Origin of the sequence: Pseudomonas migulae (assembly GCF_043225285.1) — a bacterium.
Lineage (GTDB): Bacteria > Pseudomonadota > Gammaproteobacteria > Pseudomonadales > Pseudomonadaceae > Aquipseudomonas > Aquipseudomonas migulae_C.
The window spans coordinates 1,457,671-1,482,388 of the sequence record NZ_CP171224.1; the positions used below are offsets into that span (position 1 = coordinate 1,457,671).

General features: G+C 61.1%; 16 protein-coding genes. 8 read left to right on the plus strand and 8 right to left on the minus strand.

The annotated features are described in order from the left end of the window. Window positions 1-49 precede the first annotated feature (49 nt). Window positions 50-5,353, plus strand: a complete 5,304-nt coding sequence (locus ACF6ZU_RS06755; RefSeq protein ID WP_392891062.1) for a dermonecrotic toxin domain-containing protein — start codon at window positions 50-52, stop codon at window positions 5,351-5,353. 128 nt (window positions 5,354-5,481) lie between these two features. Here the strand turns inward: ACF6ZU_RS06755 and metE are convergent, their stop codons facing one another. Continuing rightward, on the minus strand, window positions 5,482-7,794 hold the full coding sequence (gene metE, locus ACF6ZU_RS06760) for a 5-methyltetrahydropteroyltriglutamate--homocysteine S-methyltransferase (RefSeq protein ID WP_392891063.1): 2,313 nt from the start codon (window positions 7,792-7,794) through the stop codon (window positions 5,482-5,484). Between the two features lie 108 nt (window positions 7,795-7,902). On the opposite strand from metE, the gene metR reads away from it, so the two are divergent. Further along, window positions 7,903-8,820, plus strand: a complete 918-nt coding sequence (metR, locus tag ACF6ZU_RS06765; RefSeq protein ID WP_392891064.1) for a transcriptional regulator MetR — start codon at window positions 7,903-7,905, stop codon at window positions 8,818-8,820. A gap of 121 nt (window positions 8,821-8,941) precedes the next feature. Here metR and ACF6ZU_RS06770 read toward each other — a convergent pair whose 3' ends face one another. The 3 genes from ACF6ZU_RS06770 to ACF6ZU_RS06780 are packed head-to-tail and all read right to left on the minus strand — an operon-like array spanning window position 8,942 to window position 10,536. Continuing rightward, window positions 8,942-9,439: a GNAT family N-acetyltransferase gene (locus tag ACF6ZU_RS06770; RefSeq protein WP_392891065.1), complete on the minus strand. Its 498-nt coding sequence runs from the start codon at window positions 9,437-9,439 to the stop codon at window positions 8,942-8,944. A gap of 1 nt (window position 9,440) precedes the next feature. Continuing rightward, on the minus strand, window positions 9,441-10,079 hold the full coding sequence (locus ACF6ZU_RS06775; protein ID WP_392891066.1) for a LysE family translocator: 639 nt from the start codon (window positions 10,077-10,079) through the stop codon (window positions 9,441-9,443). 22 nt (window positions 10,080-10,101) lie between these two features. Beyond that, window positions 10,102-10,536, minus strand: coding sequence for an NUDIX domain-containing protein (locus ACF6ZU_RS06780; protein WP_392891067.1), 435 nt, complete (start codon window positions 10,534-10,536; stop codon window positions 10,102-10,104). Between the two features lie 355 nt (window positions 10,537-10,891). Between ACF6ZU_RS06780 and ACF6ZU_RS06785 the strand changes: the two genes are divergently transcribed. Genes ACF6ZU_RS06785 through ACF6ZU_RS06795 form a run of 3 tightly spaced genes read left to right on the plus strand, consistent with a single transcriptional unit; the run spans window position 10,892 to window position 15,572 of the window. Beyond that, the gene (locus ACF6ZU_RS06785; protein ID WP_392891068.1) at window positions 10,892-12,766 is read left to right on the plus strand and encodes a putative bifunctional diguanylate cyclase/phosphodiesterase; all 1,875 of its coding nucleotides are present in this window, start codon (window positions 10,892-10,894) and stop codon (window positions 12,764-12,766) included. Between the two features lie 38 nt (window positions 12,767-12,804). After that, window positions 12,805-13,764: a cytochrome-c peroxidase gene (locus ACF6ZU_RS06790; RefSeq protein ID WP_392891069.1), complete on the plus strand. Its 960-nt coding sequence runs from the start codon at window positions 12,805-12,807 to the stop codon at window positions 13,762-13,764. Beyond that, window positions 13,761-15,572 (plus strand): DAHL domain-containing protein, encoded by a 1,812-nt coding sequence (locus ACF6ZU_RS06795; protein ID WP_392891070.1) that lies wholly within the window; start codon window positions 13,761-13,763, stop codon window positions 15,570-15,572. Before ACF6ZU_RS06790 ends, ACF6ZU_RS06795 begins: the two co-directional genes overlap by 4 nt. 114 nt (window positions 15,573-15,686) lie before the next feature. Here ACF6ZU_RS06795 and ACF6ZU_RS06800 read toward each other — a convergent pair whose 3' ends face one another. Further along, entirely contained in the window at window positions 15,687-17,012 is a 1,326-nt protein-coding gene (locus tag ACF6ZU_RS06800; RefSeq protein ID WP_392891071.1) for an APC family permease, read from the minus strand. A gap of 245 nt (window positions 17,013-17,257) precedes the next feature. Then, window positions 17,258-18,079, minus strand: a complete 822-nt coding sequence (locus ACF6ZU_RS06805) for a carbon-nitrogen hydrolase family protein (RefSeq protein ID WP_392891072.1) — start codon at window positions 18,077-18,079, stop codon at window positions 17,258-17,260. 126 nt (window positions 18,080-18,205) lie between these two features. Between ACF6ZU_RS06805 and ACF6ZU_RS06810 the strand changes: the two genes are divergently transcribed. Next, window positions 18,206-19,006 (plus strand): response regulator transcription factor, encoded by an 801-nt coding sequence (locus tag ACF6ZU_RS06810; RefSeq protein WP_392891073.1) that lies wholly within the window; start codon window positions 18,206-18,208, stop codon window positions 19,004-19,006. 169 nt (window positions 19,007-19,175) lie between these two features. Further along, window positions 19,176-20,795: an FMN-binding glutamate synthase family protein gene (locus ACF6ZU_RS06815; RefSeq protein WP_392891074.1), complete on the plus strand. Its 1,620-nt coding sequence runs from the start codon at window positions 19,176-19,178 to the stop codon at window positions 20,793-20,795. Window positions 20,796-20,813: 18 nt separating this feature from the next. On the opposite strand, the gene ACF6ZU_RS06820 is transcribed toward ACF6ZU_RS06815, so the two are convergent. Further along, window positions 20,814-22,322: a glucosyltransferase domain-containing protein gene (locus tag ACF6ZU_RS06820; protein WP_392891075.1), complete on the minus strand. Its 1,509-nt coding sequence runs from the start codon at window positions 22,320-22,322 to the stop codon at window positions 20,814-20,816. Window position 22,323: 1 nt separating this feature from the next. Continuing rightward, complete coding sequence (locus ACF6ZU_RS06825) at window positions 22,324-23,265, minus strand: glycosyltransferase family 2 protein (protein ID WP_392891076.1); 942 nt, start codon at window positions 23,263-23,265, stop codon at window positions 22,324-22,326. 262 nt (window positions 23,266-23,527) lie between these two features. Between ACF6ZU_RS06825 and ACF6ZU_RS06830 the strand changes: the two genes are divergently transcribed. After that, window positions 23,528-24,652 (plus strand): OpgC family protein, encoded by a 1,125-nt coding sequence (locus ACF6ZU_RS06830; RefSeq protein WP_392891077.1) that lies wholly within the window; start codon window positions 23,528-23,530, stop codon window positions 24,650-24,652. Window positions 24,653-24,718: the final 66 nt, after the last annotated feature.

The window sequence follows — 24,718 nt, forward strand, 5'->3', positions numbered from 1 at the left end:
TCGTTCAAGGAGTGGAATGTCCGCTCCGTCACACCGAGCCCTGCGCGCAATGACCGATAACCTTTTCGCCGATCTCCCCCCTCCCGTCCCCATCATCCTGCCACCCTCATCGCCCCTGCCGAACAGCTACGACGAGAGCCTGCGCCACAGCGCCTCGGCCCGCTGGCGCGAAAGCGCCGAGCGTTTGCGCGAGCTGTTCGCCGGTGTGCCGTCCGTTCGGACGTCACTTGAGCGCTTGCTGAAACAACAGCTGGACCTGGATGCTCACGCCGTCGGCCTGCAATTCTCCGCCACCGCTGAACACGGCGAACGGTTCGTTTTGATCACGGAGGCCTTGGCGTTTGTCTTCCAGCATCCTGAACTGGACAGCACGCTGGACACGCAGTGCCGGGTCGTCGGCCTGGCCTCGTCCCACGCCCTCTTCGCCCTGACACCGATGCAGTTGCTCACACGGCTTAAGGCATTGAACGTCGAGCCGTTCATCAAGGAGCGCTGGAACGCCTATTGGGACGCCCGCGCCCCCGGCACGCCGGTGTCGCGCCGTGAACGGGCCAGTCAGTTGTACCGCATCCATTTCGAGGCGACGGTTCAAAGGGCCTTCGCCGAACGCACTCTGACGGTCGAACAATTGAAGCCGCATTTGTTGCTGATGGAGACACCCGCAGCAGGCATGACCGAGCTGCTGGCCGATCAGCAAACGGCCCAGCTCGCCGCCTTGCGCAACGGTTCCGCTGGAAAGCCCGGACTGGCCGATCAAGGCGCCCGAGCCATGGTCGATGTGGACCTCATCGATCACCAGCGCAGCATCAGCCAAGTACTTGCGGCACCACCGAGTCTTGAGCCGCTCCCCGTAGCAACGACGGCAGGCGACCATGAAGAACAATCCTTGTTCGGCAGCCTGTACGCCGACATTCCCTGGTCACAACGCCAAGCGGCCTCATACGCGCAACGCGACCGGCTTGAAGCCTTGCGAAAAAAAGCGGGAGACCTCAACGCGATCAAGGCACTGCAACAGTCACTGGAAAACGCCGAACAAGCCGCCGACAAGGCCGCATCCACCCTGCTCCAGCGGGAACTGGCGCTTGAAGACATCGCCTCGAACAAGGACTTCATCGCCCTGCACCAGGCTCACAAGGACGCGCTGCATGCCGAGGCCGGGATTCAGCGGTTGCTTGAGCAACTGACCGAAGAGGAGTTCTCCCTGATCAATGCGCTGCTCGATACACCTGACGAACCGGGTGCCGACAGCGCGGCGGCAAGCCTGGCCCTGAGGTACAGCGAACAGGACGGCGCGCCACCCAAGGTCAACACCCAGGAACTCAGCGGACCGCTTGTGATGACCCACGCCGACGCACTGCCGGACGCCGCTTCCACTCACAGCCTGTTGCTTTACTGGCCCGGCACCGGCGGCGGCCTGCAACGATTCGCCAGTCGGCGGGAGCTGGAGCGTCAGTTGTTGAAGATCGACGACAACGCGAGTCACCTGGCACTGCAACTGAAAACCATCAGCGGCGATCCGCTGAATTACGCGCTGAATCAGCTCAACAGCGATTTCGACATCCAGGCAGCCGGCATACGCCAGCGCACTGCCAGGCCTGACCAAAAGGCACTGCAAACCGAACAACTCGACGCCTTGCGCAAGCGGACACTTGCCGCGCTGCAAGTGCCGGTAAATGCTGCCCGAAGCCTGGCTTTCGCGCATGAACTGGAGCAAGACCGCAGCGCGACCTTGGCCGCCCGCCTTCCGGACTTGCTCGCCAAACTGTCAGCGAACGATCGCAGCAAACTCAAGGGGCTGATCCAGGCGTACATCGTGGCCATGCATCGCAGCCACGAATTGATGACGGTCCTGCTTGAACCGCGCCACGACTTCACCCGGCGACACCTGCAAGCCCGACTGCGAAAAGACTTCAACATCAAGGGCGATTTCGATGTGCATCTGCACCTGCCCGATTCCGTCGCGTGGGAAAAGCGCTACTCCACGACACCGGCCGGGAAGGTCGAAACGTCGGTCATGGTAGCAGGTGCCAGGTACAGCAAAATGTCGCTGGAGGACCTGGCCCAACTCAACATCGACAATGTCCATTCGGTACAGCAGGACGCTTTTTCGCAGCGACTGGTCTTCATGCGACTGGAGGTCACGGCAACCGTGCCGCAGGAACAAATCACACTGTTCAACGGCATCAAGCTGACTTATTTACGAAAGACCCTGCCGGATCTGGACCTGCCCAAGGCCTATGAAAAGCAGATTCAGCATGCGTTCAGCGGCTCGGTGGACGAGACGGTATTCGTCAACGAACACCGCCGTGAATGCCTGATCGAACCCTGGCGCCTGACGCTCAGGTTGCAGGGCGAATTGGCGCACCTGCAGAAGCAGATCAGCCCCGATGATCTGCGCATCCTCAACATCGCCATCGATGCCCATACACCCGCCGCCTGGCGCACCGGCGGCAAACGCGTGGTGATGCTGCCGGCTCACCTTAGCGTGGGCGGCAAGGACACACCGAACGAAGGAGGCGTCACCCTTTCCGGTGTGACCTTCATCCAGGAACAGGTCAGCGGTGTGACCCTGCTGTACACGCCGGACAGCCCTGACAACCGTTTTCTGCGTCGATACGACAACCTGGAAGCCGCGCGCAAGGCGCTGTTCAATCTGTGCGCTCAGGACTCGATGATCAGGTATTTGGCCGGCCGGGCTTTGCAAGGCGATTTCCACGCCCATGTCAGCCGGATCAATCAGGCGCAAGACAAATACTTCGATGCGATGATCGGTGTGGGAGCAGCCTGGCCGGTCACCACTTCCCTGGCGGCCCATTTACTCAACGCCCATATGGGCCGCCTGATTGAAGCCCATCGCGGCTCGTCCCGTTCCAACGATGCGTTGTACCTTGAGCGTTACGCCCTGCAAGGTCCGCGCGCCTTCGCCTACATCAAAATGGCCATCGGCTTACTGCCCTTCATCGGTACGGCCGTCGCCCTCTACGATGCCTGGACCGCTGCAAACCAGGCGGTCGCGGCCTTTTTGCGTGGAGACGTGGGGGACGGGGTGACAGAACTGGGATCGGTGTTGTTGTCATTGATCGATGCGGCGATGGACCTGCTGCCGGGAGAGGCCATTACCTCCGCCCTTGGCTCGGGCGCTCGCACCTTGACGCGTACCCGCCAGCTCCGTGCGTTGAGTGCCAGCGCAGCCGCGTTGCAAGTGCCGTCCATGCACCAGGCCCGGCATGTCGTCGCACGCTTCGCCGGGTACGAATATGAAAAACCGCTGTCGTTGGCCGGGCTGCAACCGACGACCCACGGTGCCTACCGCCAAATCTACCGGCATGCAGACGGTGACTTCATCGTCCGTCAGGGCCGCGTGTTCCAGGTCGAGTGGAGCAGCGACTCGCGCAACTGGCGCCTGACCGGCAACAGCCGCAAAACCTACAAGCAACCCATTGCTTTGGGCGAAGACGGCCAATGGGACACCTGGTTCGGTGTTTACGGGACGACCTTCGAAGGTGGCGGCCTCGGCGGCGGAAACCTGCTCGGGCACATGGCCGACGCGCTGGATCCGCTGTGGCCGGCCACGATCCGGGAGCGGCTGCCACGTTGGTGGGTCGATCAGGCTCATCGCCGTCATCAGGCCCTGACCGACGCTGCCGATAACCTCGCCCTGCAAATCGATACCCGGATAAAGCGAACAGACATTGCCCTCAACGCCTACAACACTGCGTCGCCAGATCAGCGTTCGAGTCTGGCCAAAGCGGCGGATTCAGCCTGCATTGGCGATATCGAACTGGCTACCCGCCATGCGCAAACCCTGTCCGACCTGCTTCCACTCACCCACGGCAACAAGCGGCGCGTGCTCATGGAATTCCAGAGCAGCGGTGCCTTGTTGATGGCAGACCGGTACAAGCAGCGGCTGTTCATCGTCAATCATCGGGTCGAGCCGTTGATGAACCGCATCGATGCACTGACGGACAATCTCGATGAGATACCTGCGACCGCCCTCACCGAACGGCTAAGCACGCTTGAAGACATCCGCAAACTGCGACTGGAAATGCTGACAGAGTTCGACACCATTGAGTCGCTGATGCGTGACCTCAACCACTGGTATCAACGCATCAGCGTCCGCCTGGAAAAAGCGCAGCTGACCCCGGAAGTCACGATGCTGAACGGACGCCTCAACGAGGCAAACATTCTCTACCTGAGAACGGGCAACCTGCTGGAGACGGTCACTCGCTATGACACCACCCGCGAGGTGTCCTGGTTCATTCTTCAGGGCCAGACGCGCGCCAAAAGGACCGAGGTCGACCGGGCACTGTTCACCCAGTTCAGCCTGCACGAAGTGACGGCCACACGGGGACAGCGCAACCAGATTCTTCAAGACTGCATCGACCAGTACGATCAATTCCGGCGAGCCATGAATGCCTGGACCGCCAGTTATCCACAGCACTTCCATCTGGATGCCGTGCCGCCGTTGCTGGACGGCATTGAGAAAATGAGCGAACGGGCACGCAAGGCACTCGACATCGCGCCACCGCCAGCCCCGGTTGGCACCATCAGCAAAAAAGTGTTCACCACCGAAAATGACGATCTGCTGATCGGGGTAGAACATTGGGAGCCGGCGACTCGACAGCGCCAATACACCCTGACGGGTCGAGACGGCTATAAGGAGGTCTGGGAGCCAGCAACGAACGGTCGGTTTCGCCTGAAAAATCCGCGGCAACAGTCGGCCCCTTCAACGCGAAGAAGCCTTGAATCATTGGTGACGGAGGCACGTCAGAAATTGGCCTCCCAACAGGTCTATCAGACAAAGGTTCAGTCCTATGCGGCCCAGGGCATGCTCCCCGTCGATCTGGAAGACATGATGCTCAAGGAGGCTAATGAGCTCAGCCATCGCGCCAGCAACATCGAAGCGCTTTCACCGCAAGACACCCTCATTGCACAGCTGCGCGACAAGGCCAGCGAGCTGATCGCCACCGGGCGTGCCCTGCGAACCCGCCAGGCATTGCAGACCCGGAAACCTACCGACGGAATGTTGGACGACCTTGTCAAGCAAGGGGTGGTCGAGGTCCGCAAGACGAGTCCGATGAAAAAACTCGGCACACGCGGGGGGCGCAAAAACGACTATTTGCAGGAGTATGAAATCTGGGACCTGACGAAAACGCCTCACGAAGTGCTGTGGTACGCCCACTTTCACTATTCCAAGGCTGCGCCACGCTTCAACGAGTTCGAGAAAGCGCATTTGAAATTGCCGGAACACCTTTCACTGACCCACGCTGACAACCCCGACCTGCCTTACGCCGATATCGGCAAAAAGTCGGCGGTGCTACCACATTTCGAAAACCTCAGAACGCCACTGTGACGCTCGCTATCTGAACATCACCCCGACCTGTAGGAGCCGGCTTGCTGGCGATAGCGGTGGTCCAGTCGAACTATCTATTGACTGGACGGACGCCATCGCCAGCAAGCTGGCTCCTACAAGGATTTGTGTCAGGCCAGTTGGCTGCGCAGCTGGCGGGCGGCGGCGACCATGTTGACCAATGCCGCTTCGGTCTCCGGCCAGGCCCGGGTCTTCAGGCCGCAATCGGGGTTGACCCACAGGCGCTCGGCGGGAATCCGTTTCACCGCCTTGCTCATCAACTTGACCATTTCCGCCGTGTCCGGCACCCGTGGCGAGTGGATGTCGTAGACGCCCGGACCGATGTCGTTCGGGTAGTCGAAGGCTTCGAAAGCCTCCAGCAATTCCATGTCCGAACGCGAGGTTTCAATGGTGATGACGTCCGCGTCCATCGCCGCGATGGCTTCGATCACGTCGTTGAATTCGCTGTAGCACATGTGCGTGTGAATCTGCGTTTCATCGCGCACACCGCTGGCACTCAAACGGAACGCTTCCACCGCCCACTCGAGGTATTCCTGCCATTGCGCCCGGCGCAGCGGCAAGCCTTCGCGGAACGCCGCTTCGTCGATCTGCACGATCTTGATCCCGGCGGCTTCCAGGTCGACCACTTCGTCACGCAAGGCCAGCGCCAGTTGCTGCGCCTGGATCTTGCGCGAGATGTCTTCACGGGGGAACGACCACATCAGCATCGTCACGGGACCGGTGAGCATGCCTTTCATGACCTTGTCGGTCTGGTTCTGCGCATAGCGGATCCAGTCGACCGTCATGGCTTTCGGGCGGCTCAGGTCGCCGTAGATCACCGCCGGTTTTACGCAGCGTGAACCATAGCTCTGGACCCAGCCGAACCGGGTGAACAAGTAGCCATCGAGCTGCTCGGCGAAGTACTCGACCATGTCGTTGCGTTCGGCTTCGCCGTGCACCAGCACGTCCAGCCCCAGGCGTTCCTGGACCTGCACGGCGTGACGGATTTCGTGGTGCATGGCGTCGGTGTAATCGTTCGCCGACAGCTTGCCCTGCTTGAACGCCTGGCGTGCCAGACGGATCGAAGCGGTCTGCGGGAACGAACCGATGGTGGTGGTCGGGAACGCTGGCAATTTCAGGCGCGCACGCTGTTGCTCGATGCGTTTGGCGAATGCTGACTGGCGTTGGCTGTCGGTCGCGTCGATGGCTTTGATCCGTGCCTGCACCTCGGTTTTATGAATGCGCGGAGATTGCGCACGGCTGGCAACGATAGCGCGACTTTCGGCCAGGGCCGCCTGCACTTTCGGTGCTTGCGGGTCGTTGAGGGCATCGCGCAGCACGGCGATCTCGCCACACTTCTGCACGGCAAACGCCAGCCAGCTTTTCAGTTCCGGGTCGAGTTTGTCTTCGCGTTCAAGGTCCACCGGGCTGTGCAGCAGCGAGCAGGAGCTGCTGACCCACAGGTTGTCGCCAAAGCGTTCCTGGGCAAACTGCAGTTGCTCCAACACCGGCTCCAGTTCGCAGCGCCAGACGTTGCGGCCGTTGACCAGGCCCACCGAAAGAATCTTGTAGGTCGGCAGGCGATCCAATACGTGAAGCAGCTGGTCAGGGGCGCGCACCGCATCGATGTGCAAGCCTTGCACCGGCAAGCCGACGGCCAGGCCGAGGTTGTCCTGCAGGCCGCTGAAGTAGGTCGCCACCAGTTTTTTCAGCGGCGAATACTGGAGGATGTGGTAGGCGCGCTCGAAGGCGTTTTTCCATTCCTGCGGCAGGTCGAGGGTCAGGATCGGCTCATCGATCTGCACCCACTCCACGCCTTGGGCCGCGAGGCGACCGAGGATTTCGCCGTAGATCGGCAACAGGCGTTCCAGCAGGTCGAGTTTGTCGAAGTCGTTGCCTTTGGCCTTGCCCAGCCACAGATAGGTCAGCGGGCCGATGATCACCGGCTTGACGTTGTGGCCGAGGGCCTTGGCTTCGGCGGCTTCGTCGAACAGCTGTTCCCAGCTCAGCTTGAACTGTTGGTCGGCGCTGAATTCCGGGACCAGATAGTGGTAGTTGGTGTCGAACCACTTGGTCAGTTCCTGGGCGTATTGCGCTTCAGTGTGTTCACCGCCGCAGCAGGTCGTCGTGGCGCCACGGGCCATGGCGAACAGCGTGTCGAGGGTCGGCAGGCCACGCTCGTCCCGGGTGCTGTCGAAACGCTCCGGGATCACACCGAACGTCAGGGAATGGGTCAGCACCTGGTCGTACCAGGCAAAGTCGCCGACCGGCAGCAAGTCGATGCCGGCGTCTTTCTGCAATTGCCAGTGGGTGGCGCGCAGTTGGCGGCCGACGCTGTTCAGCGCGTCCTGATCGAGATCGCCCTTCCAGTAGGATTCGAGGGCTTTTTTCAGTTCGCGGTCCGCGCCAATGCGTGGAAAACCAAGTGTGTGGGCCAGCGCCATGGTGAATTTCTCCTTGTAAAAGATGGCGCCATTGTCGACAGCCAGGCCAACATGAGACAAACTCAACCTTTTCGTGTTGATCACAAGTTTTCCTCATGGAGCCCTCCGGTGCTTGAAATCCGTCACCTCAAGACCCTGCACGCCTTGCGCGAAGCCGACAGCCTGGTGGATGCGGCCGACCGCTTGCATCTGACGCAGTCGGCGTTGTCCCACCAGTTCAAGGAGCTGGAGGAGCGCATGGGCATGCCCTTGTTCGTGCGCAAGACCAAACCGGTGCGGTTCACCAGCGCCGGTTTGCGCCTGCTGCAACTGGCCGACGCCACCCTGCCGCTGCTGCGCGGCGCCGAGCGCGACATCGCGCGGCTGGCCGGTGGCACCGCAGGGCGTTTGCACATGGCGATCGAGTGCCACAGCTGCTTCCAGTGGCTGATGCCGACCATCGACCAGTTCCGCGATGCCTGGCCGGAAGTCGAACTGGACCTGGCCTCGGGCTTCTCTTTCGCGCCGCTTCCCGCCCTGGCCCGTGGCGACCTGGACCTGGTGGTGACTTCCGATCCGCTGGACATCGCCGGCATCACCTACGTGCCGCTGTTCACCTATGAAGCGATGCTGGCGGTGGCCAACCAGCATCGGTTGGCGAGCAAGCCATACATCGTCCCCGAAGACCTGATCACGGAAACCCTGATCACCTACCCGGTGGAACGGGATCGGCTGGACATCTTCACCCGTTTCCTCGAGCCGGCCGACATCGAACCGGCGCAGGTCCGCACCTCGGAACTGACGGTGATGATGATGCAGCTGGTGGCCAGCGGCCGTGGTGTGTGCGGCATGCCGCACTGGGCGCTGCATGAGTACAGCTCACGGGGCTACGTGAAGGGCAAGCGGCTGGGTGAGAAAGGCTTGTTCGCGACCTTGTATGCGGGGATTCGCGCGGACATGCTGGATGCGCCGTATATGCGTGACTTTCTGCTGACGGCCAAGGACACGTCGTTCTCGACATTGGATGGTGTCAGCGCCGTCAAATAGGACGACACGCCCCCTGTGGGAGCGAGCCTGCTCGCGAATACGGAGTGTCAGGCAGCAGAGATGTTGAATGTCGTACCGCAATCGCGAGCAGGCTCGCTCCCACAGGGCTCTCGGTCGTGCCTCAGAGCTCGCGCCACATGTGGATCTTGTCGAAGTAGTCCTCGCCCACCCGCACCGCCATCGGTTCCAGGCCGAACTGGATGAAGCCGCAGCGCTGGTACAGGTTGAAAGCCGCGTCGTTGCCGGCGGTGACGGTCAGCTGGAGCAGCTTCAGGCCCGGTCGGGTTTGCGCTTCGGCCAGTGCCGCCTGCACCAATTGATAACCGAGCCCGCGCTGGCGAACCTCGCCGGTCACGTACATGCCAAACAGCGTCGCCTTGTGCCGGGCCTTCTCCCGAGGCTCGAATGCCAGCCCGACGATGCCCGCCAGCTTCCCTTCCTCGAACGCGCCGAACACCACGTCCAGCTTGCCGGTCAGGCGCGACTCCCACCAGCTCAGCGGCATCGTGGCGCGCTCGCGCACCGTGGAAGTAAAAGCCTGGGGATGCCGGTCGTAGGCTTCGAGCATCAGCGCCCGATAATCCAGCGCGTGACTTGCGTCCAGCCGTTCAATCCACATGTCACGCCGCCTTCCGTTGCTCAAGCATCAGCCGTACCGCCAGCGCCGACAGCACAAACCCCATGAAATAACGCTGTACCGCCAGCCAGGTCGGGTTGTGGACGAACCACGAGGCAATGCCTGCGGCGAACAGCGCGATCAACAGGTTGACGCAGAAACTGACGCTGATCTGGGTCAACCCCAGGACGAGGCTTTGGGTAAACACCGAACCGTGCTCTGGGGTGATGAATTGGGGAAACACCGACAGGTAAAACACGGCGATTTTCGGGTTCAGGGCACTGGTCAGGAAACCCATGGTGATCAGTTTGCGCGACGAGTCCGGTGGCAATTGCTGCGCCTCGAACGGCGAGCGAGCGCCCGGTTTCACCGCTTGCCAGGCCAGCCATACGAGGTACAGCGCGCCGGCCCACTTCAACACTTCATAGGCCAGCGGCACTGCCAGGAACACCGCCGTCAAACCCGCCGCCGCCGCGAACAGGTGCACGAAAAACCCCGCAACCACACCGAGCAACGACGTCACCCCGGCCTTGCGTCCCTGACAGATCGAACGAGAGATCAGGTAGATCATGTTCGGCCCCGGCGTCAGCACCATCAGCAACGCGGCAGCGGCGAAGATCAGCAAGTCTTGAAGCGGGATCATGGCGGGTCCTTGGCGTGAATGATCAGGTGTTCGCTGTCAGCGAAGCTCGATAAAACGGCAGGATCAGGTCTCGTGTCAATGGCGCCAGCGTGAGATCACCGTCGGTGGCCGGGTCGATCCAGCGCACCTCTTCGATCTCGGCCGCCGGGGTTACTTTTGAATCGATCGTCAGCTGAAAGAGTTCGGCGTGCACGACAAATCCCGGCTCGTTGGCCGCCGGCGCCGAGAATGGCCCCAGGTAAGTGGCGTGCGCGGGATCGATGGTCAAGCCCAGCTCTTCTTCCAGCTCACGGGCCAGGGCGTGGACCGGTTGTTCATGGGCTTCGATCTTCCCGCCCGGCTGCATGAACGCCTCGGTACCGCGCTTGCGAACCAGCAGGGTGCGACCGTCGGGCCCGATCAACAGGGCGGCGGCGATGCGGATGAGACGGGGTGAAGCGGCGGATGAAGAGGTCATGGATCAACAGCGTCCCTAAAAGCAAAGGCATCAAGGATCCCATGGGCATGAATAACCGGCAACGCCAATCCCTGTAGGAGCCGGCTTGCCGGCGATAGCGGTGGGTCGGCCAATATTTATGGTGCCTGAAACACCGCGATCGCCGGCAAGCCGGCTCCTACAGAGGAGGGTTCAGCGCAAAGTCTCATTAGGGCGACTATGCTCATTTCGCTGGACAGGCCCGACACGGGCAATTATCAATTTCCCTCGATAATCAAGGGATCGTATTCATCGCCGCCGGTGTCGAAACCCAGGAGCAGCGCGGTCACTAGCCGCTGAGCGCTGACAACCCGCTACGGTCCACGGAGGACAAGGGATGAAGACACCTTTCGTGCGGACCAACCGGCGCATCCTGATCGTCGACGACACGCCTTCCATCCACGATGACTTTCGCAAGATCCTCGGCCCGGAATCCGAGGGTGAGCTGACCCTCGCCAGCACGGAAGAGGCGCTGTTCGGCACACCGCCCGTCGACCGCCTGACCTTCCAGCTCGACTCGGCCTATCAGGGCCGCGAAGCCCTCGAACTGGTCAACCGCGCACTCGCCGAGGGCCGCCCCTATGCCCTCGTCTTCACTGACATGCGCATGCCCCCCGGCTGGGACGGCATCGAGACCATCGAACAGCTGTGGAAAGCCGACCCGCACCTGCAAATCGCCCTGTGCACCGCGTATTCGGATTACACCTGGGAAGCCATGGCCGAACGCCTGGAGTTCGGCGATCAGATGCTGGTGCTGAAAAAGCCCTTCGACAGTCTGGAAATCCGCCAGATGGCCAGCGCCCTGACGTGGAAATGGCAGATGGCGCAGGACGCCGCGATGAAGGTGCTGAGCCTGGAGCAAACCATCGAAGCCCGGGTCCACGAGCTGCTCAAGGTCTCTCACCTGTTGCAATACGACGTGCTGACCGAGTTGCCCAACAGCACGCTGCTCGGCGACCGCTTGAACCAGTCGCTGGCCCTGTCCCGGCGCCATGACAAACAACTGGCGGTGATGTTTCTCGGGCTGGACCGCTTCAAGCGCATCAACAACGCCCTGGGCCATCCGGCCGGTGACGAGATGCTCAAACAGGTCAGCCGAAACCTGGTGGCCACGGTGCGCGAGTCCGATTCGGTGTTCCGCTACGGCTCCGACGAATTCGTGGTGATCCTCGCCGACATCCGCCATCCCCAGCAGACCCGGGGCATTGCCGAAAAAATCCTCACCGCTATCCGCGCGCCCTTGCACATCGCCGGCCATGACCTGAGCGTGACCGCCAGCCTGGGCATCAGCATTTACCCCGATGACGGTTTCGACGCCATCGAGCTGATCAAAAAAGCCGAAACCGCGATGCGCAACATCAAGGAAATCAGCCACAACGATTTCAGTTTCTTCATCGACGAAATGAACCAGCGCGCCCGGGATCAGCAAAGCATCGAGACCGGCATCCGCCTGGGGCTGGAGCGCAGGGAGTTTGTCCTGCATTACCAGCCCAAACTGGACCTGGGCAGCGGCCAGGTGGTCGGCGCCGAGGCGTTGATCCGCTGGCAGAAACCAGGACACGGCCTGGTCTATCCCTCGGAGTTCATCAGCGTCGCCGAAGACAGCGGCCTGATCGTGCCATTGAGCAAATGGGTGCTGGCGGAGGCTTGCCGACAAGCGTGCGCCTGGCAGGCCGCCGGGCTGCCGAAGATCTGCATGTCGGTGAACATGTCCGCCATCGATTTTCGCCAGCGCGGTTTTGTCGACGGCATCGAACAGATCCTCGAACAAACCGGCCTTGAGCCGCATCTGCTGGAGCTGGAAATCACTGAAGGCGTACTGATGCAAAACATCGAGACGACCGTCACCGCCCTCACCCGCCTCAAGACCATGGGCATCCGGCTGGCCATCGATGACTTCGGCACCGGTTATTCCAGCCTCAGTTACCTGCGGCGCTTTCCCATCGACGTGCTGAAAATCGACCAGTCGTTCATTCGCGGGTTGAGCAACGACAGCAACGACGCGGCGTTGGTCAGCGCCATCATCAGCCTCGGCCGCAGCCTCAACCTGACCATCATCGCCGAAGGGGTGGAAACCCTCGAACAACTGGATTTCCTCAAGGCCCATCAATGCGAAGAAGGCCAGGGCTACTACTTCAGCAAACCGGTCGAGCCGGACGCCTTCGCCCGCTACCTTGAATCGGTGAAACCTGCCCCCTTCAACGCCACGTGAACGATGGGCAACGACACACTCCGCCAGGGAACCCGCCGATGTCGTCATCCCTTCACGGTTTGCTGCTGGCCTCGCTGCTCGGGCTCTGCCTGAGTGCCGGTGCCGCGCCGCTGGATGAACCGATTGAACCGCTGCCCCCGGTGCCGCGACAAGACCCTTTGCAGGTCGAGCTCGGACGCCAGCTGTTCAATGAACCGCGCCTGTCGATCAACAACACGCTGTCCTGTGCCAGCTGTCATCACCTGCAAAATGGCGGTGCCGATAGCCGGGCGTTTTCCATCGGTTTCAACGGTCAGCCCGTGCCGATCAACACCCCCAGCGTGTTCAACGCCAGCCTGAATTTCCGCCAGTTCTGGAACGGTCGCGCCGACACCCTGGAATCCCAGGTCCATGAAGTGGTGAAGAGCCCCAGTGAAATGGGCAGCAACTGGGAACATGTGGTCGAGGTGCTGTCCGCCGACCCGACATACCGCCGCGCCTTCAGCGACGCCTACCCCGACGGCGTGACCCTGAGCACGGCGCAAAACGCCCTGGCCAGCTACGAACGGATCTTGCTCAGCCGCAACTCGCGGTTTGACCAGTACCTGCTGGGCGACACCGACATCCTCACCACCGAGGAAAAATACGGTTATCAGCGCTTCAAGGACTACGGCTGCATCGCCTGCCATCAAGGCGTGAACATCGGCGGCAACATGTTCCAGAAACTCGGAGTGATGAGCGATTACTTCAAGGATCGCGGCAACCCTGTCGAGGCTGACCTGGGCCGTTATCTGGTGACCCGGGATGAAGAGGACCGCAACGTGTTCAAGGTCCCGAGCCTGCGCAATGTCGCGGTGACTGCGCCGTACTTTCATGACGGTTCGGCCAGCACCCTCGAAGAGGCGGTGGACGTGATGTTCAAGTACCAGCTCGGGCGCATTCCTTCCGCCGAGGACAAGACCCTGATCATCCAGTTTCTCAAGACCCTTACCGGCGAATGGGAGGGGAAACCCTTATGAAAATGTCTCGCCGTCGCAGCCTCGCGCTGCTGGGTGCCGTCGCTTTGTTGCTGGCCTCGACGCTGCTGTTTCTCTACCTGAAGTCGAATTCGAACCAGACGTCGACCTATGCCGAATCCCGGGATCTGATCGGCCGGATCAAGCAGCTGAACGCGCAATGGGAAACCGAGATCCTCAAGGCCAGGATCACCACCAACCGCAACTACGATCCGCTGGTCGCACCGTTGAACGAGATGACCCAGCTATGGGAGCGCTTCGATAGCCTGGAGTCCAGCCATGGACGCAAGGATTCGCCAGCCTGGCGCGCCAGCCATGATGCGTACTTGAACGCAGTCCAGGAAAAGACCCGGCTGGTGGAGCAGTTCAAATCCCACAACGCCGTGCTGCGCAACTCGCTGGCGTTCCTGCCCACCGCCGAGGACGATATTCAGGAGCAACTGGCCCGGCTGGTCGACGGCGACAAATTGCAGCTGCAGAACATCGCCACCGACACCTACGACCTGCTGCTCAGCAGCCTGGAGTTTTCCCAGGTCACCTCCGACGAAAAAGCCGCCGACATTCTGCTGGGGTTGAACAAACTGGCGGTGAACAAGCTGCGCCTGCCCGAGCCGTTTCACAGCCCGATCGATATTCTGAGCAGTCACATCTCGCTGATCCTGCGCGAACAACCGGTGGTCAATCGCCTGCTGGACACCATCGAGGCGATACCCGTGGCCGAGCGCCTGGACGATATCACTCGCCTGTTGAACACCGACCAGCAACAGGCCGATGCGGTCGACCAGCGTTATCACTTCTATTTGCTGGTGCTGTCAGTGTTGTTGGTTCTGCTGCTGGTGTTCCTGGCCATTCATCTGATGCGCAGTTTCACCATCATCAATCGCGTCAACAAAGCCTTGAAATCCGCGAATGACGACCTGGAATTGCGGGTGGAAGAACGCACCCGCGAACTCCAGGACACCCAGAGCGAACTGCTCGACACCGCGCGCCAGGCCGGCATGGCCGAGATCGCGACCAATGTGCTGCACAACGTCGGCAACGTGCTCAACAGCGTCAACACCTCGGCTGACCTGGTCAGCCGCAAGCTGCGCGCGAGCAAGGCTCAGGGACTGGGCAAGGCGATGCAACTGATCAACGAACACCCCGGTGACCTTGGCGTGTTCCTGACCCAGGACGAGAAAGGCAAGCTGCTGCCGGGCTACCTCAATCAACTAGTGGAAGCCATCGCGATTGAACAGCAAGGCATGACCGACGAACTCGCGCAGTTGAGCAAGAGCGTCGACCACATCAAGGACATCGTCGCCACCCAGCAATCCTATGCGGGCGCCAACAGCCTGATGGAGCCGCTGTACATCAGCGAGTTGCTGGAGGACGCGCTGCGCATGAACGCCGGTGCGCTGACCCGGCATCACGTCACGGTGGTCAAGGAGTACGGAGAAGTGCCGCCGGTGATGGGCGATAAACATCGGTTGCTGCTGATCCTGATCAACCTGATCAGCAATGCCAAATACGCGATGTCCGATCTCAGCACCCGCCCGCGGCAACTGACCCTCGGGGTGAAGATCATCGACAACGCGATGCTGCAGGTCAGCGTCAAGGATGACGGCGAAGGCATCGCCCCGGAGAACATGACGCGCATCTTTGCCCACGGCTTCACCACGCGCAAAGAAGGTCACGGCTTCGGCCTGCACAGCTGCGCCTTGGCCGCCATCGAAATGAACGGCCATCTCACCGCCCATAGCGACGGCCCGGGAAAGGGCGCGCAATTCACACTGCAGATCCCGCTGCATCGCCTCCCCGAAGAAGCCTGAACAAACGACGTTCATTGTAGGAGCCGGCTTGCCGGCGATGGCAATCTCAAAAACGCCGCACGCTTCGAGGCCGCTATCGCCGGCAAGCCGGCTCCTACAGAGGTTCGTCGTAGCTTAGGTGGCTTCCTGAAAATCCATCTCCGGCGGCTGGCGGCGGAATCCGCCGGTCAGCACCGCGAGGTACACCACGCCAATCGCCAGCCAGCTCAGGCCCAGATAGATCGCCAGGTGATCGAGACTGACCATCAGCCACAAGTCCGCCGCCAGGCCGATGAACGGGAACAGCAGGAACAACACGAACTCGCGCAGTCCCTTCTTCTCGCCACCGATCCAGTAGTGAAAGATCACCGACAGGTTCACCAGGCTGAACGCGAGGAACGCGCCGAAGTTGATGAACGAGGTCGAGGTGGTCACGTCCAGTTTCAGCGCCAGCAATGCGACGACAGCGCACAACAGGATGCTGTTGATCGGCGTGCCGAAGCGTTCGTGCAAAGTGCCGAAGAACGATTTCGGTAACACACCGTCGCGGCCCATCGCATACAGCAACCGCGAACCGCTGGCCTGGGCCGACAGGCCCGAAGCGAACTGGCCGACGATCAGGCCGATCAGGAAGATCGACACGAACAGGTCGCCGCCAATGTTGCGGGCAATTTCATAGGCCGCCGAATCGACGCTGTCGAACTGGAACGATGGGTGCGCGATCTGCACGAAGTACGACACGCCGACGAAGATCAGCCCGCCGATCAGGGTAATCAGCATGATCGCCCGTGGAATGGTGCGGCGCGGGTCGCGGGTTTCTTCGGTCAGGGTGCTGACCGCGTCGAAACCGAGGAACGAGTAACAGGCAATCGCCGCACCGCTCATGATCAGGGGCATCTGCATGTCGCCATTGAAGAACGGCTTCACCGACCACAACGGCGTGCTTGCATCACCGCCGACGTAATGCACGCACAACGCCACGAAGGCGATCAGCACGAGGAACTGCACGAGCATCAGCAAAGCGTTGATGCCGTTGGCCAGTTTCAGGCCGACGATGTTGATCGCGCTGGTGATGCCGATGAACGCCAGCACCCAGATCCACTGCGGCACCGCGGGGAACGCGGAGTTGAGGTACGCCGCGCCGATCAGCCAGATCGCCATCGGCAGGAACAGGTAATCGAGCAGCACCGCCCACCCGGCGATGAAACCGAGCTTCGGGCTGATCGCCTTGCGCACATAGCTGTAGGCCGAGCCGGCCACGGGGAATGCCGAGGCCATGCGGCCGTAACTCATGGCGGTGAAGAACATCGCCACCAGTGCCGCGAGGTACGCGGCCGGCACCATGCCGGCGGTGGATTGAGCGAGGATGCCGAAAGTGCCGAGCACAATGATCGGCGTCATGTAGGCGATGCCAAACAGCACCACCGACCCTAATGACAGGGTGCGTTGCAAACGAGCCATGAGCGACTACTCCGAATTTTATTGGATTTATGGCAGAGCCGAGTTCGGCGCAAATTACGGGTGTTGCGGTTGTTGTTCTTGGGTCAAGCATCAAACAGGTGTGTCGCCTGGGTGGGCCTCATCGCGAGCAGGCTCGCTCCTACAAGTGATCTTCAGCGGTCACAAACTCTGCGAACAAAAGAAATCAAATGTAGGAGCGAGCCCTGCTCGCGATGGCGTCAGCCCAGCCAACAAGAAAAACCGGATCAGCCTCGAGGAATCAGCAGCTCCCGCAATCCAGAAGCATGCTCAACCAGCTCCCCCGGCAACTTCAGCCGCTGATCATCCAGGTAGCGATAATCCTGGCGCGCCGCTTCCAGCTGGCTGAAATCCAGCTCCACCGCAAACTGCCCCTCTTCACGCCCGGCTTCGAACAGCAGCGTGCCCAGCGGATTCACCAGCGCGCTGCCACCGGCGAACAACAACCCGCCATCGCCCGCTTCCACCCGGTTGACCATCAGCGCAAACGCCTGGTTTTCCTGGGCTCGAGCCATGATCGCGGTGCGGTGCGTCGGGCCGTAGGGGTCCATGTTGCCGTTGGTGACGATCAGCAGTTCGGCGCCCAGTTGCGCCAGGGCGCGGGCGGTCTCCGGAAATTCAATGTCGTAGCAGATCAGCAACCCGACCCGCACGCCGTTCCACACGCAAGTGGCGTAGCGGTCGCCCGCCTCGTAGACGCCGCGATCCGAGGCCCACAGGTGCGTCTTGCGGTATTTCAGCGCGATGCCTTCCGGGGTGATCAGCAGCGTGGTGTTGAAGAAACGACCGTTGTCGTTTTCCGCCGTACCGATCACCACGGCGATGTTGTGCTCACGGGCAGCGGCGACGATCGCACTGACGGTCGGACCGTTCAGCGGTTCGGCGACACTGGCCACGGTTTCGGCCGACGGGAAGCCCATCAGGTGGCTTTCGGGAAACATGACCAGCTGCGTGTCGGCCGCGCAGGCAGCAATCGCCGCCAGCGCACGTTCGAGGTTGTAAGCCGTGTCGTTGTCACGGCCCGCCAGTTGGGCGAGTTCGACCTTCATGGGTATTCCTTGTTCTGGTGGCCGGGCGCCAGAAAGATTGCCCGGTCGGTGTCTGTGCGCCAGTATGCGCAGCAAGCAACCGGCCAGGGAATTACGCGGCTGGGGTAACCCGATAGGGGTAGATGCATGACACTCTCGTTAGACGACATCGCCTGGCACCGTTCGGTCGGGCAACTGATCGACGCGCTCGACAAGCCGAATTTCTGGACGCAGCTGGTACGTTTGCTGGATCAGTACGTCACCTTCGACAGTTGGGTGGCGTTGCTTTTCAGCGCTGACCAGCACCCGCTGGTGTTCGCCGAATGCCCGGGCGAGGACGGCAGCCCCGATGAGTTGTTCCAGGACTATTTGCGCGGCCTGTACCTGCTCGACCCGTTCTACATCGCCTGCCGCGAGCAGTCGCGCACCGGGCTGTATCGCCTGTCGGAAGTGGCGCCGGAGCACTTCGAGCTGACCGAGTATTACCAGCGCTACTTTCGTCTGAATGTGGTGGCCGACGAAATCCAGTTCAATTGCCTGCTCGAAGGCGACCGTACGCTGTGCCTGTCACTGGGCAGCAAGCAGCGTTTCAGTGGCCAGCAGATCGCCTTGCTGTCGCTGATCCAGCCGTGGGTGCTCGGCCTGTTGCGCCAGCGCCTGCCGTACGAAATCAACGAAGTGGTGGCCCTCGCGCCAGCGCCGGTCCAGGGCGACTGGCGGGTGCAGCTGGAGGCTTCGGTGCAGCAACTCAAAGGCGCGCAACTGACCGCCCGGGAGCTGGACGTCGGGCGTTTGATGCTCAGCGGTTGCTCCAGTAAAGAAATCGCCCGTAAGCTGGAAATCTCTGTTGAAACCGTGAAAGTCCATAAGAAACACATGTACAGCAAGCTGGGGATCAAGTCCCAGTCCGAGCTGTTTTCGATTTTCCTCCAGGCGCAAAATGCCTGACGCACCGCTGCAATGCTTTTCTGTAGGAGCGAGCTTGCTCGCGAAAAACGCCAAGACGACGCGGTCACTCAGGTTGTACGCGTTATCGTTGAAGACCATCGCGAGCAGGCTCGCTCCCACAGTGATTTGTGTTTAGCCATTACATCGAGTCCGAACCCAAGGAAACCGTATGAGCCTGTCACTCCTGAGCCGCTACGCCTTCTTTGCCGCTTGCGTGATCTTCACCCTCGCCAGCCTGCCTTTCCTGGAACATGACTGGCTCTGGCCGATCACCGCCGTCACCGGCGTGCTCAGCCTGATCGGCCTGTTCGACCTACTGCAGAGCCCCCACGCCGTGCGTCGCAACTATCCGATCCTCGGCAACATCCGCTACCTGGTGGAAGGCATTCGCCCGGAAATCCGCCAGTACCTGCTGGAGTCCGACAGCGACGCCCTGCCCTTTTCCCGGGCCCAGCGTTCGCTGGTCTATTCCCGCGCCAAGAACGAAAGCGCCGACAAACCCTTCGGCACCTTGATCGACGTCTACCAGTCCGGTTTCGAATTCATCGGCCACTCCATGCGCCCGGCGCCGTTGAGCGATCCGAGCAGTTTCCGCACCCTCGTCGGCGGCCCGCAGTGCACCCAGCCGTACTCGGCATCGGTGTTCAACATCTCGGCCATGAGTTTCGGCTCGCTCAGTGCCAACGCCATTCGTGCGTTGAACCAGGGCGCCAAGCTCGGCAATTTCGCCCACGACACCGGCGAAGGCAGCATCAGCGCCTATCACCGGGAAAACGGCGGCGACCTGACCTGGGAACTCGGCAGCGGCTACTTCGGTTGCCGCACCGCCGACGGTCGTTTCGACCCGGAACGCTTCGCCGCCCAGGCGCAGACACCGCAGGTGCGGATGATCGAAATCAAGATGAGCCAGGGTGCCAAACCCGGCCACGGCGGGATTCTGCCCAAGCACAAGGTCACCAAGGAAATCGCCGAAACCCGCGGCATCATGATGGGTGAAGATTGCATCTCGCCGTCGCGGCACAGTGCGTTTTCCACGCCGATCGAACTGATGCACTTCATCCAGCAGCTGCGTGAACTGTCCGGCGGCAAACCGGTGGGCTTCAAGTTTTGCCTCGGCCATCCGTGGGAGTTCATGGGCATCGCCAAGGCCATGCTGGAAACCGGCATCCTCCCGGACTTCATCGTTGTCGATGGCAAGGAAGGCGGCACGGGGGCGGCGCCGGTGGAGTTCACCGATCACATCGGCGTGCCGATGCGCGAAGGCCTGCTGTTCGTGCACAACACCCTGGTGGGCCTGAACCTGCGGGACAAGATCAAGCTCGGCGCCAGCGGCAAGATCGTCAGTGCATTCGACATCGCCAGCGTCCTGGCCATCGGCGCCGACTGGGCCAACTCGGCGCGCGGCTTCATGTTCGCCATCGGCTGCATCCAGTCGCAGTCCTGCCACACCAACAAATGCCCGACCGGCGTCGCCACCCAGGACACTCTGCGCCAGCGCGCGCTGGTGGTTCCGGACAAGGCCCAGCGCGTGTTCAATTTCCACCGCAACACCCTCAAGGCCCTCGCCGAAATGCTCGCTGCCGCCGGGCTCGATCATCCGTCGCAGTTGTCGGCCAAGCATTTGGTGCGGCGCATGTCGGCGACCGAGATCAAGCTGTTCTCGCAGTTGCACGTGTTCCTGAAACCGGGGGAATTGCTCACCGGTGAAGTGAACGGCGAGTTCTATTCGCGCATGTGGCAAATGGCGCGGGCCGACAGTTTCGAGCCGAACGAGCCGGCCGCTGCCTGAATCCCGTCAGCAGGCGCTTCACCAGCGAAGCGCCTTGATCGGGGCCGGTTCCGTCATGACGATAAAGCCGTAGTCGCCCAGCAGATAAATCCGGTAGTACGGCCGCTCCACCAGCGCCGGATAACCCTGATAACCCACCCGCGTCGCATTACGGCGCTCCTTCTCCGCCACCACGTTGGTGATGCCGACTTTCGGCAGGTTTTCGGCGAGCATGTAAAAGTCGATATTGAGCAGATAGTGCAACACCGGCATCTGCTTGAACGAGCCGGCGGCGCCCAGCAGCCAGTGATCGGAATAGGTCACCGACAGGTAAATCCGCTTGGCCTCGCGCAATGGCCGATGGCTTGAAATGTCGTACTGGAGACTCATCAGCGCGCTGGTCGCGAAGGTCTTCTGCACCGTCAGCACCCGGCCATAGGCAAACGACAACGACAGCATCGCCAACAACGGCACCACCAGCAGCAGCGGCAGTCGTTCATGGATTTGCGCCAGTGCGAGGTGGCTCAGGTAGAACAACAGCACCAGCAACACGGCGAATCCCATCAGCGTGCGCGCCCCTTCGTTGAAGTCGCGGAAAAACAGCGCGACGCCCGAGACCAGCAACACAACGAGCGGCAATGTCAGCAGACACAGCAAGCCGATCAACGCTTTGTTCGGCAGACTCTCCCGACGTTCGAGAATCTTCAATCCCAACTGAACGCCACCCGCGATGGCGCACACCAGCAACGCGGCAAACACCCAGGTGAAACCGCCGTGAAACAGCAGCACGACTTTTTCCAGCACCCGGCCGATGTTGATCTGTAGTTGCAGCAGCGGTGCGGCGCTCCAGTTCAACAACAGCGTGCGGTCCTGCGCCATGAACGCGACCGCGCTGACGCAATACATCAACCAGCCCACGGTGACTTGCGCCAGTTTCCAGCCGATCAACCCGCGCAGCTGCGGCCAGGCCCATCGCTCATTCACGCCTCGGAGCAGTTCCAGGCAACACAAGCCGAGGAACACATTCAGGCTGATCTGATAAAGCCCCAGCGCCAGCGCAATCAACAGTGACGGCACCAGCCATTGCCGACTGCGCGAGGGGTGACGAAAGGTGATCGCGTAGATCACCGCCACCAGGCTCAGGGCCATGGCGGGGCCGTCATATTGATAGGACAGGTTCTGCAGGAAAAACGGGTTGTACCAGAGCGGCAACGGCACCAGACAGCAGGCCAGCGTCGGCTGCGGAAAATAGTGCAAGGTCAGCCGGGTCAATGCCGAAGCCATGGCCAGCGTGGCGATCAACAAGGGCAGCGGATAGATGTTCGGTGCCGCCCCGCTGAACGTGAGCAGGTTGTAGAACAGCTGGGTAAACAGGCGGCCCTGCTCCGACCAGGCCATGCCGGCCGACAGCGACCGCCAGTTGTCATCGATGTACGAATAATCCGCGAGGATCAGCGGCACGACGTACAGCAAGGTTGCCAGCAGGAAAAACAGCCAGACCTGACGAGCCCCGAGTTCCTTGCCGAGAAAATCGCTGAATCGGCCCATGCTAGAGCCCGAGCCGGTCTTTGCCGCCGACGATGTCTTTCACCACGTAACGCGGCCGGTGCTTGGCCTCGATGTAGATGCGCCCGACGTATTCGCCGAGGATGCCGATACCGATCAGCTGCACCCCACCGAGAAACAGAATGGCCGTCATCAACGACGGGTAACCGGGGACGCTGTTGCCGAAGAAAATCTTGTCCAGAACCATGTACACCGCGTACAGCACGGCAAAGATCGAAATGCCGCCGCCGATGTACGTCCACAACCGCAACGGTACAGTGCTGAACGAGGTCACACCTTCCAGCGCCAGGTTCCACAGTTTCCAACCGTTGAACTTGCTGCTCCCGGCCACCCGCTCGGCGCGCTCGTATTCGACCACCGCCGTGGTGAACCCGGCCCAGGACAGCACGCCTTTCATGAACAACTGGTGTTCGGGCAGTGCGCGAATCACGTTGACTACCTTGCGGTCCATCAGGCGGAAATCGCCGACGTTTTCTTCGATGCGGGTGTAAGCGATGCGGTTCAGCACGTGATAGAACAACGCCGCGCTGTGGCGTTTGAGGTAACCGTCGGTGGAACGGTTGCGGCGTTTGGCGAGCACCACGTCCGCGCCCTTTTGCCATTCATCGATCAACAACGGAATGACGCTGATCGGGTCCTGCAGATCGACATCCATGGGAATCACCGCATCGCCGCTCGCATACTCCAGGCCGGCGAACAGCGCCGGCTCCTTGCCGAAGTTGCGCGAAAAGTTGATCAGCAGCACCTGTTCGTCCACCGCCGCCAGCGCCTTGACCTCTTCGGCCGTACGGTCGGAGCTGCCGTCGTTGATGAACACGATCTCGACTTCACTGCCAGCAAGCTTCAACTCGCGCCGCACCGCCCGGTAAAACAGGACGACGGCCTGCTCTTCGTTGAAGACCGGAACGATCAGCGAAACCTTCACGTTTCACGCTCTCGAGAAATACCGTGTAAATCTTCGACAGGCACCGCCAGCCGTCGTTCTTGTGCAGCATCGGCCTCCCAGACCGGTGGACAGACTCCTACTATCAGCTTAGGCCGAGGCAGGCATTTGAGACATTCAGTAATATCGGGGTTTTGCAATTGCCGGCGAATCACGCCACCCTGCGCGCCGCCGATGTGCGGCGCGCAACCTTTGGCGCCTTTGCCCACTCCTTACTTCAACACCCGTTCACGAGCCCGCTGTCATGACGTTTGAACGCGATCACCGAATCGACTTTTTTCGAGGCCTGGCGCTGATCTTCATTTTCTGGGATCACATACCCCACAACCCCCTCGGTCAAATCACCCCGCGCAACTTCGGTTTCAGCGATGCCGCGGAAATCTTCGTGTTCCTGGCCGGTTATGCCGCCGTCCTGGCCTACGGGAAAATCTTCCAGCGCGACGGTTACCTGATTGCCTGCGTGAAAATCCTGCGTCGTGCCTGGGTGCTCTACGTGGTGCATATTTTCCTGCTGGCGATGCTGATGGGCATCGTGTTCTTCGCCAACAGCCATGTGGAAACCCGCGACCTGGTGGAGGAAATGGGCATGCACCATTTCATCACCAACCCTCAGCAGGCGCTGGTGGATGAATTGCTGCTGCGTTTCAAACCCAACCTCATGGACCCGCTGCCGTTGTACATCGTGCTGCTGGCCGGTTTGCCGCTGGCACTGCCGATGCTGGTGCGCCAGCCGTGGGCGGTGGTGATGGTGTCGTTGACGGTGTATCTGTTGGCGCCGTGGTTCGGCTGGAACCTGGCGGCGATCAAGGACGGCGTGTGGTATTTCAACCCGGTCGTCTGGCAGTTGCTGTTTGTGCTCGGGGGTGCGGCGGCGACTTATGGGCAGCGGCCACGCTTGGCTTCGACACGCCCGCTGGTGCGTCAGCCGTTGTTTGTCAGTGCTTTGGTGTATGTGGTCGTGACGGGCGTGATTACGCTTTCCTGGCGTTGGCCGGAAATACATGACGCGGTGATGCCGGGCTGGTTGAGCAATCTGTTGTATCCGATCAGCAAGACTGATTTGTCGCCGGTGCGGTTGCTGCATTTCCTGGCGTTGGCGTATGTGACGGCGAAGCTGTTGCCCGATACCGGGTGGACGCAGAACTGGCTGGCGCAGCAGAGTTGTCGGATGGGGCGGTATTCGCTGGAGATTTTCTGCCTTGGGGTGTTGTTGGCGCCGTTGGCGGATATGGTGAATGCGATGACGGATGATGCCTTTGCGATGCAGATTTTTACGGCGTTGGTGGGGGCGGGGTTGATGGCGTTGCTCGGGGCCTGGCTGGATTTCAACAAGAGTTTGAATCGGCCGCGGCAGGTTGTGGCTGTTTAGGGTTTGGGATTGGGATCGGGTGAATATCCGTTTCTTCGGTAACGGCGGCTATCGGTTCCGCTCTTA